Genomic DNA, 23,608 nt, shown 5'->3' on the forward strand with positions numbered 1-23,608 from the left:
CTTGTCAATCAGCGCAGGCGTGCGCGCAGTTCAATAAAACGCCGAGTGGCGAACAAGCCAGCGGGGCGATGATGACGGTCAGGGCGCAGCCACGGTAACAACAGGGCTAACGGCTGCTCGCCGTTGTGTGACGCTAGTGCCACTTGGAGCGCATGAATTTCGGGGTCGTCGGGCGTGGTTGCATTCGCTTCTGGCGACACGGGCAGCGCCGGGCGTGGGCGCGGAATACGTTTTGCATCGCACCATTCCCCGGCGATCCAGTCGCGCAGCAATTGTTTTTCATAACCACTGAACACGCCGAACATGGCGGCCCCTGCGCCGTCGATCAGTTGCCAGAAACGGCTATCTTCAGGGGCTTGGTGCCGCTTGATCCAGCCCTTGTCCTGCAGGGCTTGCAGGAAACCGCGAACCTGCCCCGGTTGCGACAGCCATTGATTGACAGTCTTGCCTTCAAAGCGGCAGTAATCGGAATGCATGTGCTGGCCGAACGGGCGCTTGCGCTCAAGCATCGCGACCAGTTCGTGTTCCAGGGCAAACGCCTGAATGACGGCCGTGGAGCCCACGCCAAGGTCGTTCAGCTGGTAACCGCGGCGCACCCGTTGCCAATACACGGTCGCGTCCATACCTTGGGGCATCAACGCCAGAACCGCTTGGACCGCACGGCGGGCGTGGCCGCTGCTAGCGTTGTCGATGGTCACATGAAGGCTGAAATAATAGGGGTCGATGCCCAGCTCCGTGAGCTCGTAGGCGCAGATGAGCAGGTGCAGCGGCAGTTGTTCATAGCCTAGGTTATAGCCGACGATTTCCGGCATGTGCCCTTGGGCGCTGTGGCCCAGCGCCAACTGGATGGCGCCTTGGTGAAAGTGTTGATCTTGCCAGTCGAAATCGCCGTCGCAACCTTGCTCGGCCAACAGGCGCTGGTAAATCGCGACATGGTTCTGCGCCGACTCGCCGTCGCCGAGCTCTTCCAGGTAGGTGGTCAAAAGCCCGTCGTAGCGATAATCCGGCCAGTGCGCAAGCAGCCCGTAGAGCCAGGCACCGTCGACGTGTTTGGTCGGCGCCACGCATTGCAGGAAATACAGGGCGTGAGCTTTATTTTGAAAATAGCGGCGGTCGCCGCCTTGCTGTCGACCTTGCAGATACTGCGCGTATGCCTGGGCCACCGCGGTGCAATTGTGTTCAACCCACTCCATCAGTTGGTCAGGCGATGATGGCAACGGCGCATCGTCAGCGGGTCCGACGCGCTCCAGCTGTGCCTCCAGGAAATCTGCCGCCTGCTGTGAAGTTTTGGCATCCCAATCGGTAAGCAGACTGTGGTACTGGCTGCGCAAAGTACCCTCATGCTGCCACTGGCTGGACGCATTTTTCAGGGTTTGAAAGACAGTCATAAACGGCTCCTTGGGTGGCGGACCAGGCGCATCCTCCAGCGGCCCCCGGTAGGCAGGTACACGCTGAGTGCAACGGGACAAAACAGGAAGGCTATGCAACCGGGCAATGCAGGCATGGCAGGCTCCATCCGCAAATTTTTATTCGGGCCTACGCGACTGCGAAGGCCTGTTACAGGGCGCTTTTTTTTTGCGCCTCTATTACGAAAGAGCTGCACGCTGCGAAAAAATTCCATCGGCGTTCGCCCGCACCTGACCAAGTGATGGGTTGGCCCGCAACGCGTCCAACCGCCTCAAGGCTTCAAGCGTTTTTCGTCTTCAGGCCCTGGGGTAACCCGCGTGCCATTACCGTTGGAATCCGGGTTGCGCTCGCCTTCCCTGGAGACGCGCTCATCGTCGCTGAGCCCTTGGCCGAGGTCTTTTTCCGGAAGCTGTTCAGACGTGTCGTATTGAGGGGTGGTGGATGGTGTATTCATCGGCATAGCCTCCTCGGCTGAATCATAGGGGATGATTGAAATTTTTCCGTTGCGCTCCAGAATCGCGAATTTGATCTGGCTTATATCAACAATGCCCTGCCCGGATCGCGACGCTTCAAGAATGTCTTCTTCGTCCAGTCGCGCGTGCTTCAAGCGCTGGTGGAGCACGCGGCCCTGCTCGACCAAAATGGTCGGCCCGCCGTCGAGCAGGCGCGAAAAGCCCAGCGAACGCTGCTTGACCAATGAGAAACCGATGTCGATCGCGATCAGCGTGACAATCACCAGCACCGCATTGACCAACGAGAAATCATCGCCCAGCAATGCCTGTTGTGTGGCCTCGCCAATCACCATCAACAACACCAGGTCGAAGGTGGTGAGTTCCGCCAGGGAGCGCCGGCCGGCGATCTTGAACAGCACCATCAGCACCAGGTAAATCGCGGCTGCACGCAAGACCGAATCCATGGGCGCCTCTAGGGATAAATGAATTGAGAGAAGCGCACAGAAGCCCCGCCCGTCCGCGACACCCGGGTCGCAAAGCTGCCTACGCCGTCATTGCGCAGGGTCAGGTGCAACGTTGCCTGGCCGTCGTTATCGCTCATCAGCCACAGCTTCACGCCGTCGCCGGCGGCGCTGGCCTTGAGCGGCTGAGGCTGCAGCATTTCAATATTGAAACCGCGCAGCAGCTCGCCCTTGATCTCGACCTCAAGGGTTTCGCGCGCCCGGCCCTGCAGGTGAACCACCAGCCCGTCGGAGGAACCGTTGCGCAGGAAACGCTGGTACTCCACACGCAACTGCCCATCGGCACCGCGCACTTCAGCGGTACTCAGCGGCCCCTTGGAGAACAACCCAGCCAATGTCAGCCCCATCAACACTACCAGCGCATACCAGCCCAACCGCTCGAAGCGCCAGACCTTGCGCTGCAAGGCCATGTCTTCTTTTACCGGGTAGTGGCGGCTCTTCAGGTCGTCAGGTTTTGGGGCGTTCATGTCGGTCTTGCTCAACCCTTGCTGTGCTCGGGCGAAGACGGTCCCTTGGTGACGCCACGCGGGCCGGCAATGGCCCATATGGCTGCGCCTAAAAACGGCAACAGCACGACAACTGCCGTCCAGCCGACCTTGCTCCCTGACGCGTTATCGCTTCGCCAGACGCTGTTGATAATCCACAAATCGATCAGGATGAGCACGACGGCCAGGCCGATCCAAAAGTACGTGGTTTGCATGGTGCACCTCCAGGTTATGAATCTTTAGGTAGGGTTTACACCAGCAGGGTTCATTATTTTTTAAGCGCTGGCGGCCACACTAAGCAAAGCGGCAACAGTGCCATTATTTCCATACCGCTTACTCTCAAAAGTTATACGAAATGGTATTTTTTCTGATTCGATGTATAAATTCTATTGCGCTTTATGCCGTTTATCGGCATTTCGCAAATCTCTCAAAACGATTTCCAAAACGCGCTGATCGGAACAGATAACCGCTGTATTAATGAGCAACTAGCGAAACGCCAATTCAGTGTGGAAAAACATGGCGGCGGTCGCCAGTCGTAACTGATGCAAGGGGTGGCCCCGCTGCCCCTTCGTTTAAGCCAAAGGAAGACACCATGCGAGCTGCCATTGAACCGCAACGACACGCCCCCCACCGCACCGTCGTCAGTGAACCCCAGCCAGCTGGCAGTGCAAGGACGTCGCCGAAAACGCCGAATTGTTATGAGCGTGTGGAAACCACCGAGCACGCGGAAGCAACTGTCCGCGCTACACAGTCACCACCCGTCTGTGAGCGCGTTAGCTAACCACCGCGCACTTTCCAAAACGTGTTATTCCAATAAGGCATTCATACAACGGCCTAACCCTGAACATTCGTTCATACTGTCTCAGAGGTGCTTATGCCTTTACATGTCATCAACTTCACCGGCCCGGTCAACGCGTCGACCTGTAGCCAGCTCATCGAAAAGGCCTCCTTGGCTGTTCAGCAGAATGCGACCGGCTTGGTTGTTAACATCGCAACCATGGGCGGCGAATGCAGTTACGGTTTTACGATGTACAACTTTCTGCTCGCTCTGCCGATCCCGGTGAATACCCACAACCTGGGGACGGTAGAATCGATGGGCAATATCATCTTCCTGGCGGGCGAGCGCCGAACGGCGTGCGAACACAGCAAGTTTTTGTTCCACCCGTTTCATTGGCATGTGCAGGGCGCCGTCGACCATTCACGAATGTCCGAATACGCCATGAGCCTCGACTATGATTTGCAGCTGTACGCACGCATCGTTGCGCAGCGAACATCGCAAGCCGTGGAAAAGCTCGACACCGAACGGTACTTGATCGCCGCCCCGCGCATTCTTGATCCGCATCAGGCGCTGGCTAGCGGGCTTATCCATGCGATTGAGTTGCCTGTGATCCAGGCGGAACAGGTGTGCGCCTTTATTCATTCCTAGTCGGGTGACGTCGCGTTTTAGTGGTTGGTCTCGGGGGTTGGCCTTGTGACCCAACACAGCTAACCCAGCGTCCTGCCGGGCTAGTCACGCTCCAAAGCCTGCGTTGGGCCAACGTGGTTTAACGGGACGCCTGAGATCAAGATCAAGCAGGTCAAAAGCGCAGCAAGGCGGCCTGAGAGCCGACCTGAGTGGTCCGAGCAAAAACGGATCACAAGCGACACCTGATTGATCGTTCCCTCGCTGCGTGGGAACGATCAGATGTGACTGGTCACTCAAGCATTAATCGGTCAACTGTGGGAGCTGGCTTGCCTGCGATGCAGGCGACTCGGTCCTTCAGTTACACCCAATTGAACCGCACGAACGCCCACTATCCACCATCCGCTCTCTCGATCTAAAAAGAAGATCATTTCGCCCAACTGGATCGATTAAGTCATCGATATTTCAAAGATATACCGTTTGATACCAACGCTTTTTCGGCGGGTCACACAAGTATTGGTACGCGTTACCAAGGTTGGTACCAGGTTCGGCTCCCCTGCGGAATTGCCTATCAAAAGGAGCTACTCGATGAAGGACGCCCGTCATGCAATTCAACCCTACACCCGCACAACTAACCGCCTGCCGCCGTCTCGCAATGGAGCCGAACAAGAAACTCTTGACCCAGGCCAACACACTCAGCCGCGACGCGTTCGACCTCCTGGATCATCCTGATTTCGACAGTGAACGCTTTGATGAGTACCTGCAGCTGCGTCGTAAGTCCGAATCACTTTTTCGCGAAGCGATAGAACACCTCGGCGTGCTCAACAGAGAGTTCCCACCACCGTGTGCTTATTCAATGTCTGAGGGGGCGACAATCGTAACGGCTGAGAAGGAAACAGCGTGATGGACAACTCGCAGCGTGCTTGGGAACTGGCAATGGTGTTGATTGCCAACGGTAAAATCTCATTCGACCCCGCCTACCCGATGGGGTCGGTGAAGATCCTGGCAAAACACCTGCAAGCTCTGGAAGCAGCCTTGCAGGAGCAGCCGTTATTTCAACCCGGATTTTTACCCGAGCGCGGAACGTATGAGCAAGCCCGCCAACCGCAGACCGGCACTGGGTGGGGTTGATTGACCGCTGGGGACCGGCCTGCGCGTGGTTGAGGCAAGTGTTTCGGCTTGCCCATTTGCGCCGAAATGTCAGGTGGCCCACACCCTCTCACATCACTCCCGTGCTGTCTGCGCCAGCCGCTCGACGCGCTAATAAATAGAAGTTGGGCGCTCCCCGCACTCGGATAAGAGCGTTCCGAGCACATTCAAGGACCGAGGCAATGCATAAACTCAAGATCGCTACATTCAATGTCAACGGAATCGCGGCGCGTCTTCCCAATCTGCTGCAATGGCTTGCGAAAGAGCGCCCGGACATCGTCTGCCTGCAAGAGCTGAAGGCACAGGATCACGCGTTCCCTGCAAGCGACCTTGAAGCGGCGGGTTACGGCTCATTGCACCATGGCCAAGCCTCATGGAACGGCGTGGCGATTCTTGCGCGCGATTCCGAACCCCTCTTGATCCATAAAGGCCTGCCTGGGGCTGAAGACGATTCGCAGTCTCGGTACCTGGAAGCAGCGGTACATGGGGTCGTCGTCGGCTGCCTATACCTGCCCAATGGAAACCCGCAGCCAGGGCCCAAGTTTGAATACAAGTTCAAGTGGTTTGAGCAACTGATCGCGCACGCCGAAACACTGCAAGCCAGCAAACACCCTGTGGTCCTCGCGGGCGATTACAACGTGGTGCCCACCGACATTGATATCTACAACACGCGTTCCTGGCTCAAGGATGCGCTTCTTCAACCGCAAAGCCGCGAGTGCTACCAAAGACTCCTAGCCCAAGGCTGGATCGACTCGGTGAGGCACCTGTACCCGGAGGAGCGCGTGTATACGTTCTGGGATTATTTCCGTCAGCACTGGCAGAAGAATTCCGGCCTGCGCATTGACCATCTCCTGTTGAACCCGGTGCTCGCCCCTTTCCTTAAAAACGCGGGCGTGGATGCCTGGGTGCGGGGCGAAGCGCATGCCAGTGATCATGCGCCGACATGGATTGAAATCTCATCGCGAAAGACTCGATCCAAAAGGAACACGAAGCGCAACGCGGGCGACTCACACTCAACGACGCAGCCCTCCGACACGCTCGATGAATACAACCGAAAGCGTGATTTCAATGCAACCTCGGAACCGTCGGGCAGCGCAAAACCGCATAAATCTGCCCCGAAAAAGGCCCGTGAACCGGCTACGCTGCAGTTCTGCATCCAGAAGCACGATGCGACGCGCCTGCATTACGACTTTCGCCTGGAACTCGACGGCACACTGAAGAGTTGGGCGGTGCCCAAGGGCCCTTCGCTGGACCCGAAATCCAAACGCCTGGCCGTGCATGTTGAAGACCATCCTCTCGATTACGCAACATTTGAAGGCACGATCCCGGAGGGCCATTACGGTGCCGGTGACGTCATTGTGTGGGATCGCGGTATCTGGAAGCCGTTATCCGACCCCGCCGAGGCCTATGCCAAAGGCCGGCTGAAATTCGAGCTGCAGGGAGAAAAGCTCGGCGGCGCCTGGAACTTGGTCAAGGCGCATATCCCTGGCAAGCAGGAACAATGGTTTTTGATCAAGCATCAGGACGAATTTGCCCGACCAGAAAGTGAATACGACATCGTCAACACCGAACCCCATAGCGTGCTGAGCGAACGCACTATCGTGCAGAAGAAGTGCTCGGGAAAATCGGCTGATCCCAAACCTGTCGAAAAGGCCACCGCTGCGCGGAAGAAGCCTGGGCACACGCAACTGGTTAGTGCCCGATCCTCGACGCTCCCCGACAGTCTCAAGCCTGAACTGGCCACGCTGGTGGATTGCGCGCCGGAGGGCGATTGGCGCTACGAGATCAAATTCGACGGTTACCGCATCATGGCCAAAGTCGGTGATGGCAAGGTGCAGTTGTTTACCCGCAACGGTCACGACTGGACACACAAACTTCCTCGTCAGGCCGAAGCGATTGCCAGCCTCGCCCTGGAGTCCGCCTGGCTCGATGGCGAAATGGTTGTTGCCAATGCGCAGGGCGTCCCCGATTTCCAGGCACTCCAAAATGCATTTGAGCAGGGCCGTAGCGGCAACATTGTTTATTACCTTTTTGACCTGCCTTTTCTCAACGGCATGGATCTAAGGGAAGTCCCGTTAGAGCAGCGCCGCGAAGCGTTATCCAAGGTGTTGGAGCGCAGTGAGGACGAGGTACTCAAATTCTCGGACGACTTCGCCGAAACCCCGGCAGCGCTGCTGAACAGCGCTTGCCAAATGCAAATGGAAGGCCTCATCGGTAAACGCGTGGGCAGCCCGTACGTCTCACGTCGCAGCGGCGACTGGATTAAACTCAAATGTAAACGGCGGCAGGAATTTGTCATCGTCGGCTTTACCGACCCTAAGGGTTCACGCAGCAAATTCGGCGCCCTGTTATTGGGCCTGCATGACGCTGACAGCGGCGAGCTTAAATACTCAGGCAAAGTCGGCACCGGGTTCAACCAAGTGACACTGGCGACGATCTACGCACAACTGACGCCCCTTGAGACCAAAAAGCCTGCCGTCGTAAACCCGCCGACGGGCGCCGACGCCAAGGACGTTCATTGGCTCAAGCCATCTTTGCTGGCAGAAGTCGCTTTTGCCGAAATAACCCAGGAGGGTTCGGTCAGGCACGCCGTGTTCCAGGGATTGCGCAACGATAAACCCGCAAAATCGATCACCGAAGAGCGCCCGGCGGAAACCCCGCAGATCGAGAAAAAGCCCGACCGGAAAAAACCTCCTGCGGCGGCGGCCAAGGGTAAAGGCGGCGAAGAGGCCGCCACAAGGATCCGGCTCACGCACCCCCAACGCGTGATTGACCCTACGAGCAGCGCAACCAAGCGTGACTTGGCGGACTATTACATCGGTGTATCTGAATGGCTCTTGCCGCAGTTGCTCAACCGCCCGGTCGCGTTGGTGCGTGCGCCAGAAGGTATCGGCGGGGAACTGTTTTTCCAGAAAAACGCCGAGCGACTGGCAATCCCCGGAATCGAGATCATCGGTAAAGAAGAGACGGGCCACCCGGTGATGTTAATCAATAATATCGAGGCGCTGATAGGCGCGGTGCAGATGAGCACCATAGAGCTGCACACCTGGAACGCTGTCTCCAAGGACCTGCATCGCCCTGATCGATTTATTCTCGACCTCGACCCCGACCCTGCCCTGTCCTGGAAGAGCATGGTGGAGGCAACCCAACTGACACTCACGGTGCTGGACGAGTTAGGGCTCACATCATTCCTGAAAACCAGCGGCGGCAAGGGTATTCACATTGTCGTACCGTTGACGCCGAAGGCAGATTGGGACGCGGTAAAAAGCTTCAGCCACGCGGTTGTCAAACACATCGCCAATCTGCTTCCAGATCGATTCTCGGCCGTTTCCGGACCTGAAAACCGGGTAGGTCGAATCTTCATCGATTACCTGCGCAATGGCTTGGGCGCAACCACCATTTGCGCTTACTCGGCGCGGACGCGTGAGGGGCTGCCGGTATCAGTGCCGATTTTCCGCGAAGAGCTGAAAGAGATCAAAGGTGCCAACGTCTGGAACATTCAAAACATCCATCAACGCCTGGGAGCGCTGGGCGTTGATCCGTGGGCTGACATGCCTGGAACAAAGCAAACCATCACGGCCCAAATGCGTAAGCGCATAGGTCTCAAGTAGCACCCACATCAGGAGAGATGCAACGGATAACTTCCACATAACGCCGACTGAAAACGTTTGGGCCTTAAAGAAAGAGGGCACGGAGTGCGCGTCCAAAACGGCAACCACGAAGGCTGAAATAATAGAGCTCGCCGGTGAATTCCTTGATGGAAAAACAGTCTCGCTGAAGATTCATAAGGAATACGGTTCGATTCAGGAAGAGTGCACGTACTCTCGGCGTTCTGATCCGACGAAGAGCAAAGGCTAGTGCCACGAATTATTTTCTTCAGTTCAAGCATGATCACTTGAGTTTTCAGCAGGTGCTCGATCGTTCAAAAAGCACTGCATGGGTTTAAAGGCTGTGAACCTTAGCATTCAGAACCTTGGAGGGGGTGTATGCGTGTGCGCCCCTCTCCTATGATCAACTGAGAAAGCCCTCTGATTATCAAACGCTTCGCCGACGTTCAGACAATCGGTGCGTAACGGCCGGAGCAGAACCCAAGGCTCAACCAAACCTGATGTTTACGCCCAATTCTTCCTGAAGCCTCGAACGTTCATCCCCAGCAAAATGCACTCGAGTACGATCAGCCCAAATGCATTCGCGTGCCATCCCCAGGCCACCCATAACGCATTGCTCAGGATGAACGCCCAAAAGGCAACCCTGCGTCGGCGTCGCTGTTGAGACCCGATAAACCAGGCCGAGATGACCGTGACGACCATGGCAGGCCACTGTAGCCAATCAATCAGGTCCAAAACGTCAACCTGTTACGGGGCTGGGGCATGGAAGGCTCGACTCCGCCGTGGGCATTAGGCGGCATTAGGGAAGCCAGGTAGTCGCACGACACATGTAGTCCCGGCGTGCGTTGATGACCACCGGGTTGGTGGCCGTCCCGACGGTGCATGCGCCGGTCTTTCGAGGTCTGCAACCAGTGAACGTCCTCGCGGGCAGTCAGAAGCTGAAACCCGCCCGCCTTCAGAAGTCAGCACGGAGTCCGGGCATTCACGGAGAAGCCTTTCTCCGTTATGGGCAGGTATCACGATGCTTATCATTGCGTTCCTCAACCTTGCTAAGTCTCTTCAGCTATCGACATTCGGCCAAGGGCAAAGGTTTAAACCGAGAGACCTTTCATTCTTTCAACGAACGTATGCCAACCAAAACGAACAACTTCATGATTCAGCCTTTTTCACCCCTTAGTGCTTTTTGATGAAAGCCTGGCAAATGCTTCAATGCGTGCAGGGCAGCAGACAGCTGCACCTGATCACGCGAACCCGGGAACCACTCCCTGCGGCTGAATACACTCAGGCCTGACGGGGTAAGGAAAGCCCACGCAAAACAGACAGTCCCTGCGGGAATGCCATCGACATCGTCAGGGCCCAGGATCCCGGTCGTTGCCAACGCGAGGTCAGCTTTACTGTCCCGCAGCGCCCCCTGCGCCATCTCAAGGGCTACCTCACAGCTGGTCAGATTAAATGTCTCGATGGTATAGGCGCGTACCGACAAAAGCCGTTGCTTCGCTTCCGGTGAATACACGACGTACCCGCTTTCGATGCATGCACCTGCGCCTTGAATCTCCGAAAGAAGCGAGATTATTTTCCCCGCGGTACAGGATTCAGCGGTGGTGATTTGAAGACTATTCGCCTTCAAATATTCGAGTGTGGTGACAGGAATGCTCATGGCCATTTCCTCTAAATACTGCCCTTTTGACCTCTAATAAGGCGATTATTTCCAGTTTTGCAGACCGTGCTCTCCATCCTGTGCCGTCACGCCTGGACTGACTCATGCGTGATACATAAGGCCGGCAAGCGTAGGGCTTGGAAAATTGTAAAAAAGAATTTCACGGCCCCATTGCGGTCTATTGAATAACCACAACTGGAGTCTGCAATCATGAAATTTACTGAATTCTGCCAATCGCTTTCGAACCGGGCAGGTAGCCCTAAAACCTTTCTGGTGGCAGTCGCGCTGATTGTCGCCTGGGCTCTCACCGGGCCGCTTTTTCACTACAACGACACCTGGCAGCTGATCGTTAATACATCCACGACAATCGTCACGTTTTTAATGGTCTTTCTTATCCAAAACACTCAGAACCGGGATAACGACATCCTGCACTTGAAGCTTGATGAGCTGATCAGAGCCAACCAAGAAGCCCAAAATGCCACTTTAGCGTTGGATAAATTGGGATCCCGAGAATTGAGACAGTTACGCGATGAATATAGTGCACTTGGCCAGGGCAGCCAGCCCCATGCCTCGGACGATAAAACTGGACCTCAAGTCTCTGCATTAAGTCCCCAAGAATAATGATTTCAGACGGTCGCGAACTTAAAAGGGCTTCCCTGAGACATAGGACTCGCGGGAAGCCAATGGAGCCTGTCCGCTATATGTCAAACACATCGGGTTACTGGCGGGTAGAACGCATCTTGGATAGCTTGACCAGCGTCGCTACCCGGGAGCTCAGTGCATCCAACACAAATGGTTTAGTAAGAACCAGGGTACGTGGTTCCAAATGGGCCTTCTCCATCACTGCGCTTTCGGCGTACCCCGTGATAAATAGCACAGGCAGTCCTCGAAGACTCTTGCGCGCAATCCCAGCCATCTCCCGTCCATTCATTCCACCAGGTAAACCAATGTCTGAAACCAGCACATCGATACGCGTTTCAGATTGCAAGAGCTGCAACCCGGTAACGCCATCTGCTGCTTCTATAACATGATAGCCAAGGCCGCTCAGCAATTCGGCAACAAGCATACGTACTGAAGGTTCGTCGTCTACCACGAGCACCGTTTCGCCATTGCCAGGCAAAATAACGCTGTGCGCGGTATGCGTAATTTCCGTAGCAACCTCACCTTCGTACCGCGGCAGATAGAGACAGATCGTCGTACCTGCACCCTCTTCAGATTTGATATGAAGATCGCCTCCAGACTGTCGAGCGAAGCCATAGACCATCGATAAGCCCAGCCCCGTGCCTGTGCCCGCAGGCTTGGTGGTAAAGAACGGCTCAATGGCTTTCGCCGCTGTTTTCGGACTCATCCCGCTGCCATTATCAGAAACGCAGATATTAAGGTACCCGCCTGGCATCAAATGATAGTCAAGGTCCGCCGACCCGTCGTGTACGAGATTGCTGGTATGGATGTGGATTTCACCGCAATCCAAAAGCGCGTCACGGGCGTTTATGCATAGATTGAGCAGTGCATTTTCAAGCTGGGCAGGATCAATTAGCGCCGGCCACAAGTCCGAAGCAGTGCTGATCCGCAGTCGTATCTCAGGGCCCACAGACCTGGTAACCAGCTCTTCCATGCCTCTCACAAGCGCGTTTACATCGGTGGGGCTGGGCGACAATGTCTGACGTCGTGAAAACGCCAGTAACCTGTGGGTCAAGGAAGCCGCGCGTGTTACGGCGCCCTGTGCCACCGTGATGTATTTGTCCACATCCGCCAAACGGCCCTGGGCCATGCGTATCTGCACCAACTCAAGGCTTCCTGAAATACCCGCCAACAGGTTATTGAAGTCGTGAGCGATGCCACCGGTTAGCTGCCCTACTGCTTCCATTTTTTGCGAGTGGTGCATCGCACGCTCAGCCTCTTCGCGATCCTGGACGGCAGCTCGAATGCGTTCTTCCAAGGTCTGGTTCAGCTCCTTCACCGCTAACTCGGCTTCTTTTCTGGCGGTGACGTCGATGGACGACCCTATAAGTCCAATCACCTCTCCATGCTCGTTCAACAGCGGTGTTTTGACAGAGAGCCAAGTTGCTGGCGAACCGTCAGAATGACTGACGTTCTCTTCAATTTGCTCGGCGACTCCAGACTCCATGATCCGGCGATCAGTCTCCATGACAACCTGAGCCTGAGCTTTGTCATCCAAGTAATCCAGGTCGGTCTTTCCCAAATAAAAGTCTTGGGGCTTACCGATCAGCTGAGTGGTACCGTGATTGGCGACCAACATTCTGCCATGGCGGTCTTTCGCGTAGACCACGCCGGGTACGGCCTCTGCAAATGTACGCAACAGCGCAGCTATCTTGTCCCGCTCAGCTTCAGCGACACGACGCGTTTCGATATCAAGTAATATGCCTGGGAAACGCCGGGGCACGCCATTCGCGTCCATTTCAGCGTGACTATTAGCCTCGATCCATCGATATGTCCCGCTAGCTGATAAAACTCGGTACTCGCAACGATAAGCACCGCCTCTGGCTATTGCTTCGCCGATGGCAGCTTCGACTCTAATGACGTCGTCCGGGTGAATTGAGCCGGTCACAACCTTAAGAGGCAGCCCTTCCTGGCATTGTCGAGGGCACAGACCAAACGTGCGCGCAAATCGCTCATCCGCAGTGAATCTATCGCCGGGAATATCCCAGACCCATGTCCCCACAATCGCTCCCGCCTCCAGAGCAAGCTGAAGTCTTTCAGACGCCTCCTGAGAGCGGTGATCGAGTGGAGCATGTACTTTTATATCTGCCATTTCATTACACCGTGTTCACGATCTCTCCAACGACTGCCTGCTGCTTAAGCCGATACGAGGTATTCAGATAATGTCGCTGCGCAGGCGTGTATCGCACCCTCTAGGATCAACTCGTATCCATGGGTATTTTCAGTCGGTATGGCCAGACAACCCGCTCGGGCTGAGGTGCCGCTACTCATCACAGCGCTAGCGTCCGATGCGAAATCCACCAGCAGAGCGAGTTGGGGATCGTACCCGCAACGCATAGCCGCTTCGCTCAAGCCTGTTACGACGGCGCGCGTGTAGTAGCCCTTCTGATCCCCCGTATTGATGATCGGATCCACGCTAAGGCGGGTTGCGTATTCGTCCATTACCGGCCCGACTTCCAAAGCAATCGTGGTGTCACCTGGTAAAGATGCCGCAGCGTACATAGCTCCGGAGTTGCTTTCCTCCTCAAGCGTCGTGAAGACGAAATAGAGGTCACTGCGCAATTCCTCTCTACGCTTCTGCACCTGTGACATTGCTTGCAGAGCGGCAACAATAGGTGCTCTGTCATCCAAAAAATGCGCCGCAATGGCATCCTGTACGCGAAACGGCTTACGCCAATGACGACTTAAAGCCACTCTGTTTCCAGGACGTACTCCGTGGGCTCGCAAGGTTTCAACAGAGCAGCGTGTGATGACGTGCACATCATTCCAATGCACGTTTCCTGACAACACGTCAGCGCCTTGCGGGGCGTTTGTAGTGGCATGCATCGAACCGAAAGACAGAACACCGGGGATGGTTTCTAGATCCCCTAGAATGTCTACAGGACACATACCGAAATTTACTGGGTTGACACCGCCCAGAGCAGTGACTCTCAACGTGCCATCTTGATCAATGCGCTTGATGACCATGGCGATTTCATCCATGTGCACCATGACCTTTATCGCGCGTCTCGGTTCAGTTTCGTCCTGGTGGCCGCGAATCAACCCTATTACGTTTCCAGCAGGATCGACCCATTGCTCATCGCATCGCGAACGTAGCTCCTCTACGCAGGCTGCTCGAACTTCATCCTCCTGCCCGCCGGGCCCTCTGGCAAGGAGCAACTTCGTTAGAAGCTCGTTTTCGGGTGTCGAAGCGTTGTCGCTCGCCATGTTATTTTTTCGCATGCTTTCCGTACCGTATCTTCAATATTAACGGTCTAAAAGACGGACGGCGCTAAGGCGAGCCGCCCGTATCTCCTGGGCAACGGGAGCTTACTTTTTCGATTCCAGGGTGGCTGCCTGGTTGCCGCCCTGCTCCGCAATTTTGGAGAGCTTTACGTCGGTAGCCTTTTCTTCGGCGAGCGTGGCCGCCAGCAAATCTGCCGCTTCAGGCAGATTCAAGTGCTTGGCCATGGCAATTAAAGTGCCATAGCTGGCGATCTCGTAGTGCTCAACTTTCTGAGCAGCAGCAATTAAACCGGCATCAAGCACCGCACCTTTTTCAATTTCTTCCAGTAGCTCTTTGGACTCCTCCACCAGCCCCTCCATCGCCACGCACTTCATACGTTTCAGCTTTAAACCGGTCAACTCGACAAGCTGATCAATTCTTTCAATTTGCCCTTGGGTTTCCTCGAGGTGAGCAGTGAACGCTTCCGCTAATAGCGGGTTGGTAGCAGCGCGAGCCATACGCGGCAACGCCCGAGTGATTTGCTTTTCTGCGCTGTAGACGTCGGAAAGCTCATGGATAAATAGGTCTTTGACAGTTTTTCTAGCCATTTCAGAATCCTCACTTTCAAATGAACAAGAGTCGCTGAACGTCACACGCATTTTCGACATCGCGATGTTTGTGCCGTCTAGTGAAATGACCATGCCTTCAGGGGAGTGTTCCAATAAATTCAAACTCTCCTGATGAGATGACGGTTATCTATCCAAGTGTCGTATCGAGGAATATCATCACGGAAAACCCGAGCATCAAACCCAAGGTGGCGGGCGTTTCATGCCCGTTTCGATGAGTATCTGGAATGACTTTATGCCAAACCACAAAAATCATCGCGCCCGAGGGAAATGGGATAGCCAAAGCGAACCTAATGGATATTCCCAATCCCATTACCGCATCTATCGGCTCCATCAAGCCCGAGACCACACCGAGCAACGCAGATTTGTGACTGACCGATGAGTCGCAGGGCTAAAGCCATAGTAAGTCCTTCGAGGAACTCCTGAATGGCTATTGCTGCCGTCTAAGACATACCTACAGTTAAATCGCCGTGCGCAAAGCTGACACCTATTGCCATGCTTTCAGGCAAATTATGCAAGGTGATAGAAAGTACAAATAGCCAGACGCGATTAAAGCGCTGAGTTTTGGCCCCTTGCGACCGCTCTGAGAGTGCTCATGCAGGACAAAACGCTCAAAGGCCACAGCAAGCGCAGATCCTGTTGGACATCCACGTTCTCCATATGAAAACTCATAAGAGGACTACACCCAAAAATAAAGGGGTTAGGTGACGTATTGTATTGTCGAGCGAGCATCTAAAGCCAAGCTGCTGCATCCACTTTTCCTGTGCGTATATAGCGTACGACGGCCCCATCAAGCAGCCGCACAAGTCATTGTAATTCCCCCTACGCCGCCAAACGCATTACACATCAACGTCAATGAGGCCTTCTCTGCTGGCCCACTCTCAGGCATCGAGCTCTCAAAGGGCTCAGTCGCAATTGCTGATCATCCTTAACCAGATAACGCATCGCGTAGTGAACATGCGCACGGATCTCCTGATCATTACGATGGATGATACCGACCCCCAATCTCTCCTTGTACCTGTTCTTGCCCTGGTTACAGCTGTCGAAATAACCCATTCCCTTCGTAATACGCTCCCATAGCTCGCCAATCTGCCGAGCCTTAAAGATATCCCGACACACCTCAGAACCATTAAAGAAGAAAGCCGCGTGGATGTGATAGCCCCGATCTTGTCCCTGCTCAACGCTACAGATATAGCCGGTCTCATGATCAAAGATTGGATTGCGCTCACGCTCGGTGATTAATCTGTCCAGATCGTTAAAGACGCGCTCAACACGCTGCCTGGCTTGAGACGCTTGGTGGTAATACAGATTGACCCTGACCACAACAGTACGTGCATAACGATCCAGCACCGCATCCGTGTAATTAGCGACCCTGCCCTCCTGTTTCTTGGTCTGATAACGACGATCATCCTTCTTACGGCGATACCATTGCTCACGAGTCAATTGACGAACCCTATCGACCAGTAGATTCATGCTGCGGTGATGGTCCAGATAGGCCGTTCGCTCGTCATTCAGACAGACAGGACCGGCAGGGCTATGCTCCAGTCCGATATGTTGACATGCCTCCCAGAACGCATGCAGGTGCTCACTGTAACGGTATTCGCAGTGATCATCGAACAGGGCCATCATTTGCTGGATGCCATCGAAGTACCGGGAGAGCCTGGTTGGCATCATCCGCTCATCACCCGAACGTGTGTCTTTCAATCTGAATGCTGGAGTGTCGAAATGTTCGATGGATTTAACGAGCCGTTCGATCTGGATGGAGATTTCGGATTGAGAGAGATAGGTGTAGGCGTTGCAATAGTTCATGGCTGTGTACCTGGTGGTTGGTTGTTCCCATACCTGATACCGTCTGTGCATTTTTAAACCGGCTAACTACTAACTTGGTAAGCAGTGATTACAGGAACTCTACTTACCTGCTGCTCGTTTACTTCCTGATCGCTGATTACTTGCTTACTGCTCATTGGTTACCTTCTAGGTATTATTCACAAGACTACTACCTAGAAGGTATATAACTAGATGCAGCTTCAACTCGGGTCACCGCTACCGACCAGTCAGAGCAATGAGGGCCAATATTCACAAGCCTACCGAGGAATTTGCCAAACTACCTTCTGCGAGAGTTAGCTGAGAAACAGCGATGACACCCACCCGGCATAAACACAATGACTGACAGCGAGCCGGTCATGGTGTTTATGCCCGTTAGTGCACACCATTTATGCAATAAATCATTCAACTAGGTCACGCTCCTCGATCCTGGCCAGAATCCAATCGTGCACCTCTCCCTCAACCCAGCCAACGCTGCGTTCTCCCAGAGAGACTGGCTTCGGGAAGGCACCTTCGGCAATGTACTTATAGATGGTAGACCGGCCCAGACCGGTCGAATCGATAACATCTTTTAGGCGGATGATCCTCATGAACGGGGCTCCTCTGTTCGTTCAGAGGATTGGCAAGACTTGTAAAAAATGACCTATTTCTTCCCAGCCCTACGTTTGGGCTGAGTGAGCAACCCGAAGTCATAGCGATTTTCCAAGTAGACTTCAGACTCCGACTTCTGCGGTCGAAGACTGACTACGCCAGGCCTCTCCTCCTCCAACCAGACAAACTCTTTTGAGCCAACCGGGGATAATCTGGCCACCATGCTGATGACCTTGTACCCAAGATCATCAGCAGCGGGGAGCAGGCTCATATGGGCCGAAGCAAACTGAAGAAAGCTTGCCTGACCAAATCTGCTGCGAAACTCATGGGCGATATCATGGGTCAGCTTGTAGAAGTGTTCGATGATCTCAACCCATTCGGCATCAAGCCTATCTTGCTCTGATGTAGCACCCTCACCGACAACTTTCAGTACCGGCTTACGAAAATCAAGCTTGATCATTTCATAGAGTCCGTCATCCCACAGATGGGCACCCGGCAAAAGAGCCCGCCAGTGATGGGACAATAACAATGAAGCATACCGATACAGCATAATCTGGAGCACCGAATAAACACGCGGGCGCTGCCCAACCAGAAAACGAATGACGCTAATCGGCGTCACTGGTTCCGAATATTCAAACTGTCGTTCATACCTGATGACATCAATACGAAGATCATCCGCATGGGTATAGCTTTTATCCTCAGGATTCCAGGCCAGATGAACCATCACAGCGCAGTTCCCCTTCAGTTCAAAGCCGGGATGATTCAGATTTAAAAAATAGGTACTGCTCACCTTCGACTTCGCAAAAATTGAACTTGATACACCCGGCACATAACGACGAATTAACCCCAGATCCATCAGTCGTCGCAGGCGATGCTTTAAGCTGGCCTCGTCGAAACCGGTCAATTTCCGTAACTCCGGCCCTCCGAGCCCGCTGACCACACCACAATGATCCGCACGAGTAAGCAATGTGGCAAACAACAACCGATTACACGCACTCAATTGCTTGCTAGCGCCGGGCGGGGCAGGTCTGCCCGTCTTGGTCACTTTCTGCCTCTCTTTATCAGTGCTCGGCTGACAGCCAGGCACCTCCATCCCGATGTGCACGCCAGAAAATAGGCATTGCAGTAGTTCACCATGAACCCCGTACACCGATCCGCTGGCTTTCAGCGTCAGCACCACCAACGGAGAGAGCGAATAGGTGATTGCCGGCCTGCCTTTACCCTCCGGTGACCCGCGCTGTCGCAACACCATGCCCAATCGAACCAAATCCCCCAAGGCGTCGCTGACCAGCTTTTGAGACAAGCGAAATTGCACAGCGAGAGCTTTAACTTTGTAGCCCTCCGCATTGCCCGCTGCGCTCGCAGCTCCAGCCGCGAGCAGCTCAAAAACGAATCTTGTTTCTGGACTCGCACCTTCGAGCGACGCAGTAAATAGCTGAGAAAAAAGCTTCATAGGCTGGAGCACACATCATTAACTAACAGTTTTTATACCCTATAATAAATATCGTATTTGTACAATAACGTTACACATAACGCGACAGTAACATTATGATAACGTATAAAATGAATGCAGCACCTCGTGCTGTATCTCCCCCTAAAAAACGAATGGAATAACCCATGACCAAAGAGAGAAGTGAGCTGAAATGGTTATCCAGAGTTGGTGGTGAGTGGAGATGGGTGCAGCAATACATAAGCAGGCATGCGGACGCGAGCATGCGCGGCGGTACAGATCGCTTTGCTCGCCGCAAGGTGGAGGGTTACGACCAAGTGGTAGTGGATATCGCCGACTTTGAGCTGACTACCGAGGGTTTAAAGTTCGTAACACGTTTAAAGAATGCGCTGAGACAACACCGATATCGCTCAGCCAGCAACGGCAGAAAGCCATGTACCTTTTCGCTCCCAAACACGACTAGAGCGAGCCTGTCTCGTCGAGCCAAGGACAACAGGGTCACGGAAACAGAAGCCATCACCCGGCTCATCGACGATACCGAATGGGCAGTGAGAAAGCACAGCGAGCGAGAGAAGACGCTCAAGACAACCCTGACACTGGAACGTATGCGCTCAGAACTCACCATAGAGGCTCTCAAAGCCCAACTTGAAGGGACCATGAAGCATTTGGAGCGATCAACAGAGCTAGTCGTCATGTGGGAGCAAGCCATGGACAGCGAACAACCACCCTTTAACGGTGATAGGGTGAACGTAAAGCGAGAGATGGAAAAGCGACTGAAGAAAGTGAAGGCTGTGAACGCCATCATTGCCTTGAACCATGACCTGCCCAGCAGAGACTAAGCTGCAATGAGTGGCACAGACATAGACGGGCATGCATCTGGATGTATCGTCCCCCTCCTTTAGATTCACATGTGCTAGAAAGCGCTGTGCGCGCACTGGCAGCACCAAGACAGCAATCGACACAAGCGACGGTACTGGAGCCTGGCGCATTCGCCAGCACGGTAAAGCGCTAGATCCCGAGCCATCAAACGACACGGATAACTTTCCAAAATCCAAATGGAGGAACAAATGGGGGAACAAAATCATCAGATACGAAAAAGCCCCGTAAAAACGGGGCTTTTCAGTAGAAAATGGCGGAGGCGATGGGATTCGAACTCATGGACCTGTTACAGTCGACGGTTTTCAAGACCGTTGCCTTAAACCACTCGGCCACACCTCCTAACGTTGTTGCGGGCGCCATAATACCTGAATGAAACACGTTGTCAAACTCTCTTGATCCCTTGTTTCAGAGCCTCTGCTATGATCTTTGCAACTTAACATTTCCAGACACAGGAGTATCGCCATGCGCGAACAGGATTACTCAGTTAATAGCAACGTGCAGGCCGAACAGCTAGAGGTTAGCCGTGTCTTGCGTAACACTTACGGTCTGCTGGCTCTGACACTGGCTTTCAGCGGTGTGATGGCATACATCTCCCAGCAGATGCATGTCGGCTACCCAAACATTTTCGTTGTACTTGTCGGCTTTTACGGCCTGTTTTTCTTGACCAACAAGCTACGTGACTCGGCATGGGGCCTCGTGTCTGCCTTTGCCCTGACCGGCTTCATGGGTTTCCTGCTGGGCCCGATTCTCAACCGTTACCTGGGCATGCAGGGTGGCGCTGAAGTCGTTAGCTCTGCATTCGCCATGACGGCGCTGGTTTTCGGCGGTCTTTCGGCCTATGTGCTGATCACACGCAAGGACATGAGCTTCCTGGGTGGCTTCATCACTGCTGGCTTCTTTGTTCTGCTGGGCGCAACACTGGCGAGCTTCTTCTTCCAGATCAGCGGCCTGCAACTGGCTATCAGCGCCGGTTTCGTTCTGTTTTCTTCGGTCTGCATCTTGTTCCAGACCAGCGCCATCATTCAGGGCGGCGAGCGTAACTACATCATGGCGACCATTAGCCTGTATGTATCGATCTACAACCTGTTCATCAGCCTGCTGCAAATCTTCGGCATCATGAGCCGCGATGACTGATTAACAGCCGCTGCACATAAGCCCGCCTCGGCGGGCTTTTTATTGCCTGCAGCAAGCATCTTTAGGCGTCTGGCTTTATCATTGCGTCAGATTTGCCGACAGAGCACACCATGAAATTTGCCATCGCCCTATATTCAGCAGCCCATGCGCCCTCCTCCCGCCGAGCACTGCGTTTTGCCGAAGCAGTGTTGGCGGGCGGCCATGAAATTGTCCGGTTGTTTTTTTATCAAGACGGCGTCCACAGCGCTTCGAGCAACATCGTGACGCCTCAGGACGAACAAGACCTCCCACAGCAATGGGCGACCTTTGTCAGTAACAATCAACTCGATGGTGTGGTGTGCATTGCAGCAGCCCTGCGTCGCGGGGTGCTGAATGAGGATGAAGCTGCGCGATACCAACGCCCGGCGGTCAATTTACAAGCGCCGTGGGAGCTGTCTGGTCTGGGGCAGTTACATGATGCGATTCAATCGGCTGATCGACTGATCTGCTTCGGAGGCCATTGATATGCCTAAGTCGCTATTAATCATTAGCCGCCAGGCACCCTGGTCCGGCCTCAGCGCTAAAGAAGCACTGGATATCGTGCTGGCAGGCGGAGCATTCGACTTGCCGATCGGCCTGCTGTTTATGGATGACGGCGTATTTCAGCTTGTACCGGATCAAAAGGCCGTAGCCGTCCAGCAAAAGAACCTCACAGCCAATCTACAGGCCTTGTCCCTGTTCGGTGTAGAGGATCTGTTTGCTTGCAGCCACAGTTTGTCCGTTCGCGGCATCGCGCCCGCGGGGCTTGCCGTTGATGACGCACAGCCGCTGTCGGCAGAAGAAATCCGTACACTTCTTGACCGTTATGACCAAGTGATAACTCTCTGATGTCGACCTTACACGTTCTGAGTCATTCGCCTTTTTCAGACACACGCCTGGGTAGCTGCTTACGCATTCTGGGCAGCAGTGACGCATTGCTGCTCTGTGGCGATGCGGTATATGCCCTGCAGCAGCAAAGCAGCACACTTGAAGAAAAGACCGTCTTTGCTCTCGAAGAAGACCTGCAGGCGCGCAATATCGAGTGTCCGCAGTGGGCGACTCCGGTTGACTACCCGGCCTTCGTCGATCTGTCGATCCGGTACGACAAGGTCAATAGCTGGCTATGAACGCACTCACCCTCGACGGTAAAAATGTCCCGCTGGATAAAGACGGTTATCTGCTCGATCTGAACGATTGGTCTGTAGACGTCGCTCAGGCGCTGGCCGAGCAGGCAGGCATAGAACTAAGCCCCGAGCACTGGGAAATTCTTGATCTGCTGCGCGACTTTTATCAGGAGTTCCAGCTGTCTCCCGCGACCCGCCCGCTGATCAAATACACCGCACTCAAGCTGGGGGTTGATAAAGGCAACAGCCTGCATCTCAATCGCCTGTTCAATGGCACCCCCGCCAAACTCGCCGCCAAGCTGGCGGGCCTGCCAAAGCCGACTAACTGCCTATGAACACCCCAGCGCCACTTACTCTGGAAACACCTGCTGAACATCCTTTCGCGCAATTTGTACGCATCCTAGGCAAGGGCAAGCGCGGTGCCCGCAACCTGACTCGCGAAGAAGCCCGCGAGGCGATGGGCATGTTGCTCGATGAGAAGGCTGAGGACACACAACTGGGCGCCTTCCTGATGTTGTTGCGACACAAGGAAGAAAGCCCTGAAGAATTGGCCGGTTTCACCGAAGCAGTACGCGAGCGTCTGGCAGCCCCCGCAATCAAAGTCGATATCGACTGGCCGACGTACGCAGGCAAGAAGCGCCATTTACCCTGGTATCTGCTGGCGGCCAAATGCCTGTCCCAAAATGGCATACGTATATTTATGCATGGCGGCGGCGCCCATACCGCCGGCCGTCTATACAGTGAACAACTGCTCGATGAGCTGGCCATACCGTTGTGTCGCAACTGGCAAAGCGTTGAAATCGCTCTGGGCCGGGACAATCTGGCATTTATGCCGCTGCAGGACTGGGCGCCGCAATTGCAACGCATGATCGATCTGCGCAACACCCTTGGCTTGCGCTCACCGATTCACTCGCTGGCACGCATTCTAAATCCCCTGGGTGCGCGTTGCGGCCTGCAGAGCATCTTTCATCCGGGTTACCAAAGCGTGCATCGCGAAGCCAGCGGCCTGCTGGGTGACACCAGCATCGTGGTTAAAGGCGATGGCGGTGAAATCGAAATCAACCCGGACAGCCTGAGCCATCTTTACGGCACCACGGCAGGAGCGAACTGGGACGAAGAGTGGCCTGCCTTGTCTGCACAGCGCCACGTCAAACCGGCGACACTGGAGACTCAACATCTCAAGGCACTATGGCGTGGAGAGGTCGAAGACAGCTATCCGCAACTGGCTATGATATCGACCATGGCCCTTGCCTTGCGCGGGCTGGGAACACCCCGCGAACAAGCCTTCGAGCTGGCACAGCGTTATTGGGACAATCGCAACAAATCGATTTAACTGATGCTTGGCGCCCAAGTTTTGCGCTGTTTGTTCGAACTCAGCCCATTAGACTGAACTCC

25 protein-coding genes, 1 tRNA gene and 1 pseudogene are annotated in these 23,608 nt (G+C 54.5%); 13 read left to right on the forward strand and 14 right to left on the reverse strand.

All coding sequences use genetic code 11. From position 1 onward, the window contains the following. Positions 1-8 precede the first annotated feature (8 nt). The 4 genes from AOC04_RS12125 to AOC04_RS12140 all read right to left on the reverse strand — a co-directional run bounded on the left by AOC04_RS12125 (position 9) and on the right by AOC04_RS12140 (position 3,080). The gene (locus AOC04_RS12125; protein WP_060693672.1) at positions 9-1,388 is read right to left on the reverse strand and encodes an iron-containing redox enzyme family protein; all 1,380 of its coding nucleotides are present in this window, start codon (positions 1,386-1,388) and stop codon (positions 9-11) included. Positions 1,389-1,678: 290 nt separating this feature from the next. Then, entirely contained in the window at positions 1,679-2,323 is a 645-nt protein-coding gene (locus AOC04_RS12130) for a DUF421 domain-containing protein (RefSeq protein ID WP_257719948.1), read from the reverse strand. A gap of 8 nt (positions 2,324-2,331) precedes the next feature. Continuing rightward, positions 2,332-2,847 (reverse strand): hypothetical protein, encoded by a 516-nt coding sequence (locus AOC04_RS12135; protein ID WP_060693674.1) that lies wholly within the window; start codon positions 2,845-2,847, stop codon positions 2,332-2,334. A gap of 11 nt (positions 2,848-2,858) precedes the next feature. Then, the gene (locus AOC04_RS12140; RefSeq protein ID WP_060693677.1) at positions 2,859-3,080 is read right to left on the reverse strand and encodes a PLD nuclease N-terminal domain-containing protein; all 222 of its coding nucleotides are present in this window, start codon (positions 3,078-3,080) and stop codon (positions 2,859-2,861) included. 659 nt (positions 3,081-3,739) lie between these two features. On the opposite strand from AOC04_RS12140, the gene AOC04_RS12145 reads away from it, so the two are divergent. From AOC04_RS12145 to AOC04_RS23520, 5 genes are all read left to right on the forward strand, one after another. Beyond that, entirely contained in the window at positions 3,740-4,291 is a 552-nt protein-coding gene (locus AOC04_RS12145) for an ATP-dependent Clp protease proteolytic subunit (RefSeq protein ID WP_060693680.1), read from the forward strand. A gap of 580 nt (positions 4,292-4,871) precedes the next feature. Next, positions 4,872-5,171 carry a hypothetical protein gene (locus AOC04_RS12150; RefSeq protein ID WP_060693682.1) on the forward strand — a complete coding sequence of 100 codons (300 nt, stop codon included), beginning with the start codon at positions 4,872-4,874 and terminating at the stop codon, positions 5,169-5,171. After that, on the forward strand, positions 5,171-5,398 hold the full coding sequence (locus tag AOC04_RS12155; protein ID WP_171970584.1) for a hypothetical protein: 228 nt from the start codon (positions 5,171-5,173) through the stop codon (positions 5,396-5,398). The genes AOC04_RS12150 and AOC04_RS12155 overlap by 1 nt, the downstream gene beginning before the upstream one ends. Before the next feature lie 200 nt (positions 5,399-5,598). Beyond that, positions 5,599-9,027 (forward strand): DNA ligase D, encoded by a 3,429-nt coding sequence (gene ligD, locus AOC04_RS12160; protein ID WP_060693685.1) that lies wholly within the window; start codon positions 5,599-5,601, stop codon positions 9,025-9,027. Between the two features lie 37 nt (positions 9,028-9,064). Continuing rightward, entirely contained in the window at positions 9,065-9,274 is a 210-nt protein-coding gene (locus AOC04_RS23520; protein WP_418054949.1) for a DUF2188 domain-containing protein, read from the forward strand. 254 nt (positions 9,275-9,528) lie between these two features. Here the strand turns inward: AOC04_RS23520 and AOC04_RS24240 are convergent, their stop codons facing one another. Continuing rightward, entirely contained in the window at positions 9,529-9,759 is a 231-nt protein-coding gene (locus tag AOC04_RS24240) for a hypothetical protein (RefSeq protein WP_125863053.1), read from the reverse strand. Positions 9,760-10,180: 421 nt separating this feature from the next. Next, entirely contained in the window at positions 10,181-10,681 is a 501-nt protein-coding gene (locus AOC04_RS12170) for a CinA family protein (protein WP_060693688.1), read from the reverse strand. Between the two features lie 210 nt (positions 10,682-10,891). Here AOC04_RS12170 and AOC04_RS12175 point away from each other — a divergent pair, with 210 nt between their 5' ends. After that, on the forward strand, positions 10,892-11,302 hold the full coding sequence (locus tag AOC04_RS12175; protein WP_060693690.1) for a low affinity iron permease family protein: 411 nt from the start codon (positions 10,892-10,894) through the stop codon (positions 11,300-11,302). A gap of 97 nt (positions 11,303-11,399) precedes the next feature. Here AOC04_RS12175 and AOC04_RS12180 read toward each other — a convergent pair whose 3' ends face one another. The 7 genes and pseudogenes from AOC04_RS12180 to AOC04_RS12210 all read right to left on the reverse strand — a co-directional run bounded on the left by AOC04_RS12180 (position 11,400) and on the right by AOC04_RS12210 (position 19,061). After that, positions 11,400-13,454 (reverse strand): hybrid sensor histidine kinase/response regulator, encoded by a 2,055-nt coding sequence (locus AOC04_RS12180; protein ID WP_060693692.1) that lies wholly within the window; start codon positions 13,452-13,454, stop codon positions 11,400-11,402. A 44-nt stretch (positions 13,455-13,498) separates the two neighbouring features. Further along, the gene (locus AOC04_RS12185; RefSeq protein ID WP_237178875.1) at positions 13,499-14,584 is read right to left on the reverse strand and encodes a zinc-binding metallopeptidase family protein; all 1,086 of its coding nucleotides are present in this window, start codon (positions 14,582-14,584) and stop codon (positions 13,499-13,501) included. Between the two features lie 87 nt (positions 14,585-14,671). Next, positions 14,672-15,175 (reverse strand): YciE/YciF ferroxidase family protein, encoded by a 504-nt coding sequence (locus AOC04_RS12190; protein ID WP_060696943.1) that lies wholly within the window; start codon positions 15,173-15,175, stop codon positions 14,672-14,674. Between the two features lie 148 nt (positions 15,176-15,323). Beyond that, positions 15,324-15,842 (reverse strand): annotated as a pseudogene (locus AOC04_RS24245) (ZIP family metal transporter); the annotation flags it as partial. A 203-nt stretch (positions 15,843-16,045) separates the two neighbouring features. Then, positions 16,046-17,002, reverse strand: coding sequence for a YagK/YfjJ domain-containing protein (locus AOC04_RS12200; RefSeq protein ID WP_060693697.1), 957 nt, complete (start codon positions 17,000-17,002; stop codon positions 16,046-16,048). 416 nt (positions 17,003-17,418) lie between these two features. Next, the gene (locus tag AOC04_RS12205) at positions 17,419-17,607 is read right to left on the reverse strand and encodes a helix-turn-helix transcriptional regulator (protein WP_060693699.1); all 189 of its coding nucleotides are present in this window, start codon (positions 17,605-17,607) and stop codon (positions 17,419-17,421) included. A 53-nt stretch (positions 17,608-17,660) separates the two neighbouring features. After that, entirely contained in the window at positions 17,661-19,061 is a 1,401-nt protein-coding gene (locus AOC04_RS12210; RefSeq protein WP_060693701.1) for a hypothetical protein, read from the reverse strand. Between the two features lie 164 nt (positions 19,062-19,225). Between AOC04_RS12210 and AOC04_RS12215 the strand changes: the two genes are divergently transcribed. After that, positions 19,226-19,897, forward strand: coding sequence for a hypothetical protein (locus AOC04_RS12215; protein ID WP_060693703.1), 672 nt, complete (start codon positions 19,226-19,228; stop codon positions 19,895-19,897). 291 nt (positions 19,898-20,188) lie between these two features. Here the strand turns inward: AOC04_RS12215 and AOC04_RS12220 are convergent. Beyond that, positions 20,189-20,276: transfer RNA gene (locus AOC04_RS12220), tRNA-Ser, on the reverse strand. Positions 20,277-20,399: 123 nt separating this feature from the next. Here AOC04_RS12220 and AOC04_RS12225 point away from each other — a divergent pair. The 6 genes from AOC04_RS12225 (at position 20,400) to AOC04_RS12250 (ending at position 23,546) form a co-directional block, all read left to right on the forward strand. After that, positions 20,400-21,071 (forward strand): Bax inhibitor-1/YccA family protein, encoded by a 672-nt coding sequence (locus AOC04_RS12225; RefSeq protein WP_060693705.1) that lies wholly within the window; start codon positions 20,400-20,402, stop codon positions 21,069-21,071. Between the two features lie 110 nt (positions 21,072-21,181). After that, positions 21,182-21,574, forward strand: coding sequence for a sulfurtransferase complex subunit TusD (gene tusD / locus AOC04_RS12230; RefSeq protein ID WP_060693707.1), 393 nt, complete (start codon positions 21,182-21,184; stop codon positions 21,572-21,574). A 1-nt stretch (position 21,575) separates the two neighbouring features. Continuing rightward, on the forward strand, positions 21,576-21,938 hold the full coding sequence (gene tusC / locus AOC04_RS12235) for a sulfurtransferase complex subunit TusC (RefSeq protein WP_060693709.1): 363 nt from the start codon (positions 21,576-21,578) through the stop codon (positions 21,936-21,938). Next, positions 21,938-22,216 carry a sulfurtransferase complex subunit TusB gene (gene tusB / locus AOC04_RS12240; RefSeq protein ID WP_060693711.1) on the forward strand — a complete coding sequence of 93 codons (279 nt, stop codon included), beginning with the start codon at positions 21,938-21,940 and terminating at the stop codon, positions 22,214-22,216. Before tusC ends, tusB begins: the two co-directional genes overlap by 1 nt. Further along, the gene (locus AOC04_RS12245) at positions 22,213-22,548 is read left to right on the forward strand and encodes a TusE/DsrC/DsvC family sulfur relay protein (RefSeq protein WP_060693713.1); all 336 of its coding nucleotides are present in this window, start codon (positions 22,213-22,215) and stop codon (positions 22,546-22,548) included. Before tusB ends, AOC04_RS12245 begins: the two co-directional genes overlap by 4 nt. Then, positions 22,545-23,546: a glycosyl transferase family protein gene (locus AOC04_RS12250; RefSeq protein WP_060693716.1), complete on the forward strand. Its 1,002-nt coding sequence runs from the start codon at positions 22,545-22,547 to the stop codon at positions 23,544-23,546. Before AOC04_RS12245 ends, AOC04_RS12250 begins: the two co-directional genes overlap by 4 nt. Positions 23,547-23,608: the final 62 nt, after the last annotated feature.

Source organism: Pseudomonas versuta (genome assembly GCF_001294575.1).
Taxonomy (GTDB): Bacteria; Pseudomonadota; Gammaproteobacteria; order Pseudomonadales; family Pseudomonadaceae; genus Aquipseudomonas; species Aquipseudomonas versuta.

Bases quoted from the DNA above. Each gene is read 5' to 3' on its own strand.
- AOC04_RS12125 (WP_060693672.1), bottom strand. From the start codon at position 1,388: ATGACTGTCTTTCAAACCCTGAAAAATGCGTCCAGCCAGTGGCAGCAT.
- AOC04_RS12210 (WP_060693701.1), bottom strand. From the start codon at position 19,061: ATGAAGCTTTTTTCTCAGCTATTTACTGCGTCGCTCGAAGGTGCGAGT.
- AOC04_RS12250 (WP_060693716.1), top strand. From the start codon at position 22,545: ATGAACACCCCAGCGCCACTTACTCTGGAAACACCTGCTGAACATCCT.
- AOC04_RS12245 (WP_060693713.1), top strand. From the start codon at position 22,213: ATGAACGCACTCACCCTCGACGGTAAAAATGTCCCGCTGGATAAAGAC.
- AOC04_RS12145 (WP_060693680.1), top strand. From the start codon at position 3,740: ATGCCTTTACATGTCATCAACTTCACCGGCCCGGTCAACGCGTCGACC.
- AOC04_RS12140 (WP_060693677.1), bottom strand. From the start codon at position 3,080: ATGCAAACCACGTACTTTTGGATCGGCCTGGCCGTCGTGCTCATCCTG.
- AOC04_RS12185 (WP_237178875.1), bottom strand. From the start codon at position 14,584: ATGCGAAAAAATAACATGGCGAGCGACAACGCTTCGACACCCGAAAAC.
- AOC04_RS12215 (WP_060693703.1), top strand. From the start codon at position 19,226: ATGACCAAAGAGAGAAGTGAGCTGAAATGGTTATCCAGAGTTGGTGGT.
- AOC04_RS12130 (WP_257719948.1), bottom strand. From the start codon at position 2,323: ATGGATTCGGTCTTGCGTGCAGCCGCGATTTACCTGGTGCTGATGGTG.
- AOC04_RS12135 (WP_060693674.1), bottom strand. From the start codon at position 2,847: ATGAACGCCCCAAAACCTGACGACCTGAAGAGCCGCCACTACCCGGTA.
- ligD (WP_060693685.1), top strand. From the start codon at position 5,599: ATGCATAAACTCAAGATCGCTACATTCAATGTCAACGGAATCGCGGCG.
- AOC04_RS12200 (WP_060693697.1), bottom strand. From the start codon at position 17,002: ATGAACTATTGCAACGCCTACACCTATCTCTCTCAATCCGAAATCTCC.
- tusD (WP_060693707.1), top strand. From the start codon at position 21,182: ATGAAATTTGCCATCGCCCTATATTCAGCAGCCCATGCGCCCTCCTCC.
- tusB (WP_060693711.1), top strand. From the start codon at position 21,938: ATGTCGACCTTACACGTTCTGAGTCATTCGCCTTTTTCAGACACACGC.
- AOC04_RS12180 (WP_060693692.1), bottom strand. From the start codon at position 13,454: ATGGCAGATATAAAAGTACATGCTCCACTCGATCACCGCTCTCAGGAG.
- AOC04_RS12175 (WP_060693690.1), top strand. From the start codon at position 10,892: ATGAAATTTACTGAATTCTGCCAATCGCTTTCGAACCGGGCAGGTAGC.
- AOC04_RS12170 (WP_060693688.1), bottom strand. From the start codon at position 10,681: ATGAGCATTCCTGTCACCACACTCGAATATTTGAAGGCGAATAGTCTT.
- AOC04_RS12190 (WP_060696943.1), bottom strand. From the start codon at position 15,175: ATGGCTAGAAAAACTGTCAAAGACCTATTTATCCATGAGCTTTCCGAC.
- tusC (WP_060693709.1), top strand. From the start codon at position 21,576: ATGCCTAAGTCGCTATTAATCATTAGCCGCCAGGCACCCTGGTCCGGC.
- AOC04_RS12225 (WP_060693705.1), top strand. From the start codon at position 20,400: ATGCGCGAACAGGATTACTCAGTTAATAGCAACGTGCAGGCCGAACAG.
- AOC04_RS12150 (WP_060693682.1), top strand. From the start codon at position 4,872: ATGCAATTCAACCCTACACCCGCACAACTAACCGCCTGCCGCCGTCTC.
- AOC04_RS12205 (WP_060693699.1), bottom strand. From the start codon at position 17,607: ATGAGGATCATCCGCCTAAAAGATGTTATCGATTCGACCGGTCTGGGC.
- AOC04_RS12155 (WP_171970584.1), top strand. From the start codon at position 5,171: ATGGACAACTCGCAGCGTGCTTGGGAACTGGCAATGGTGTTGATTGCC.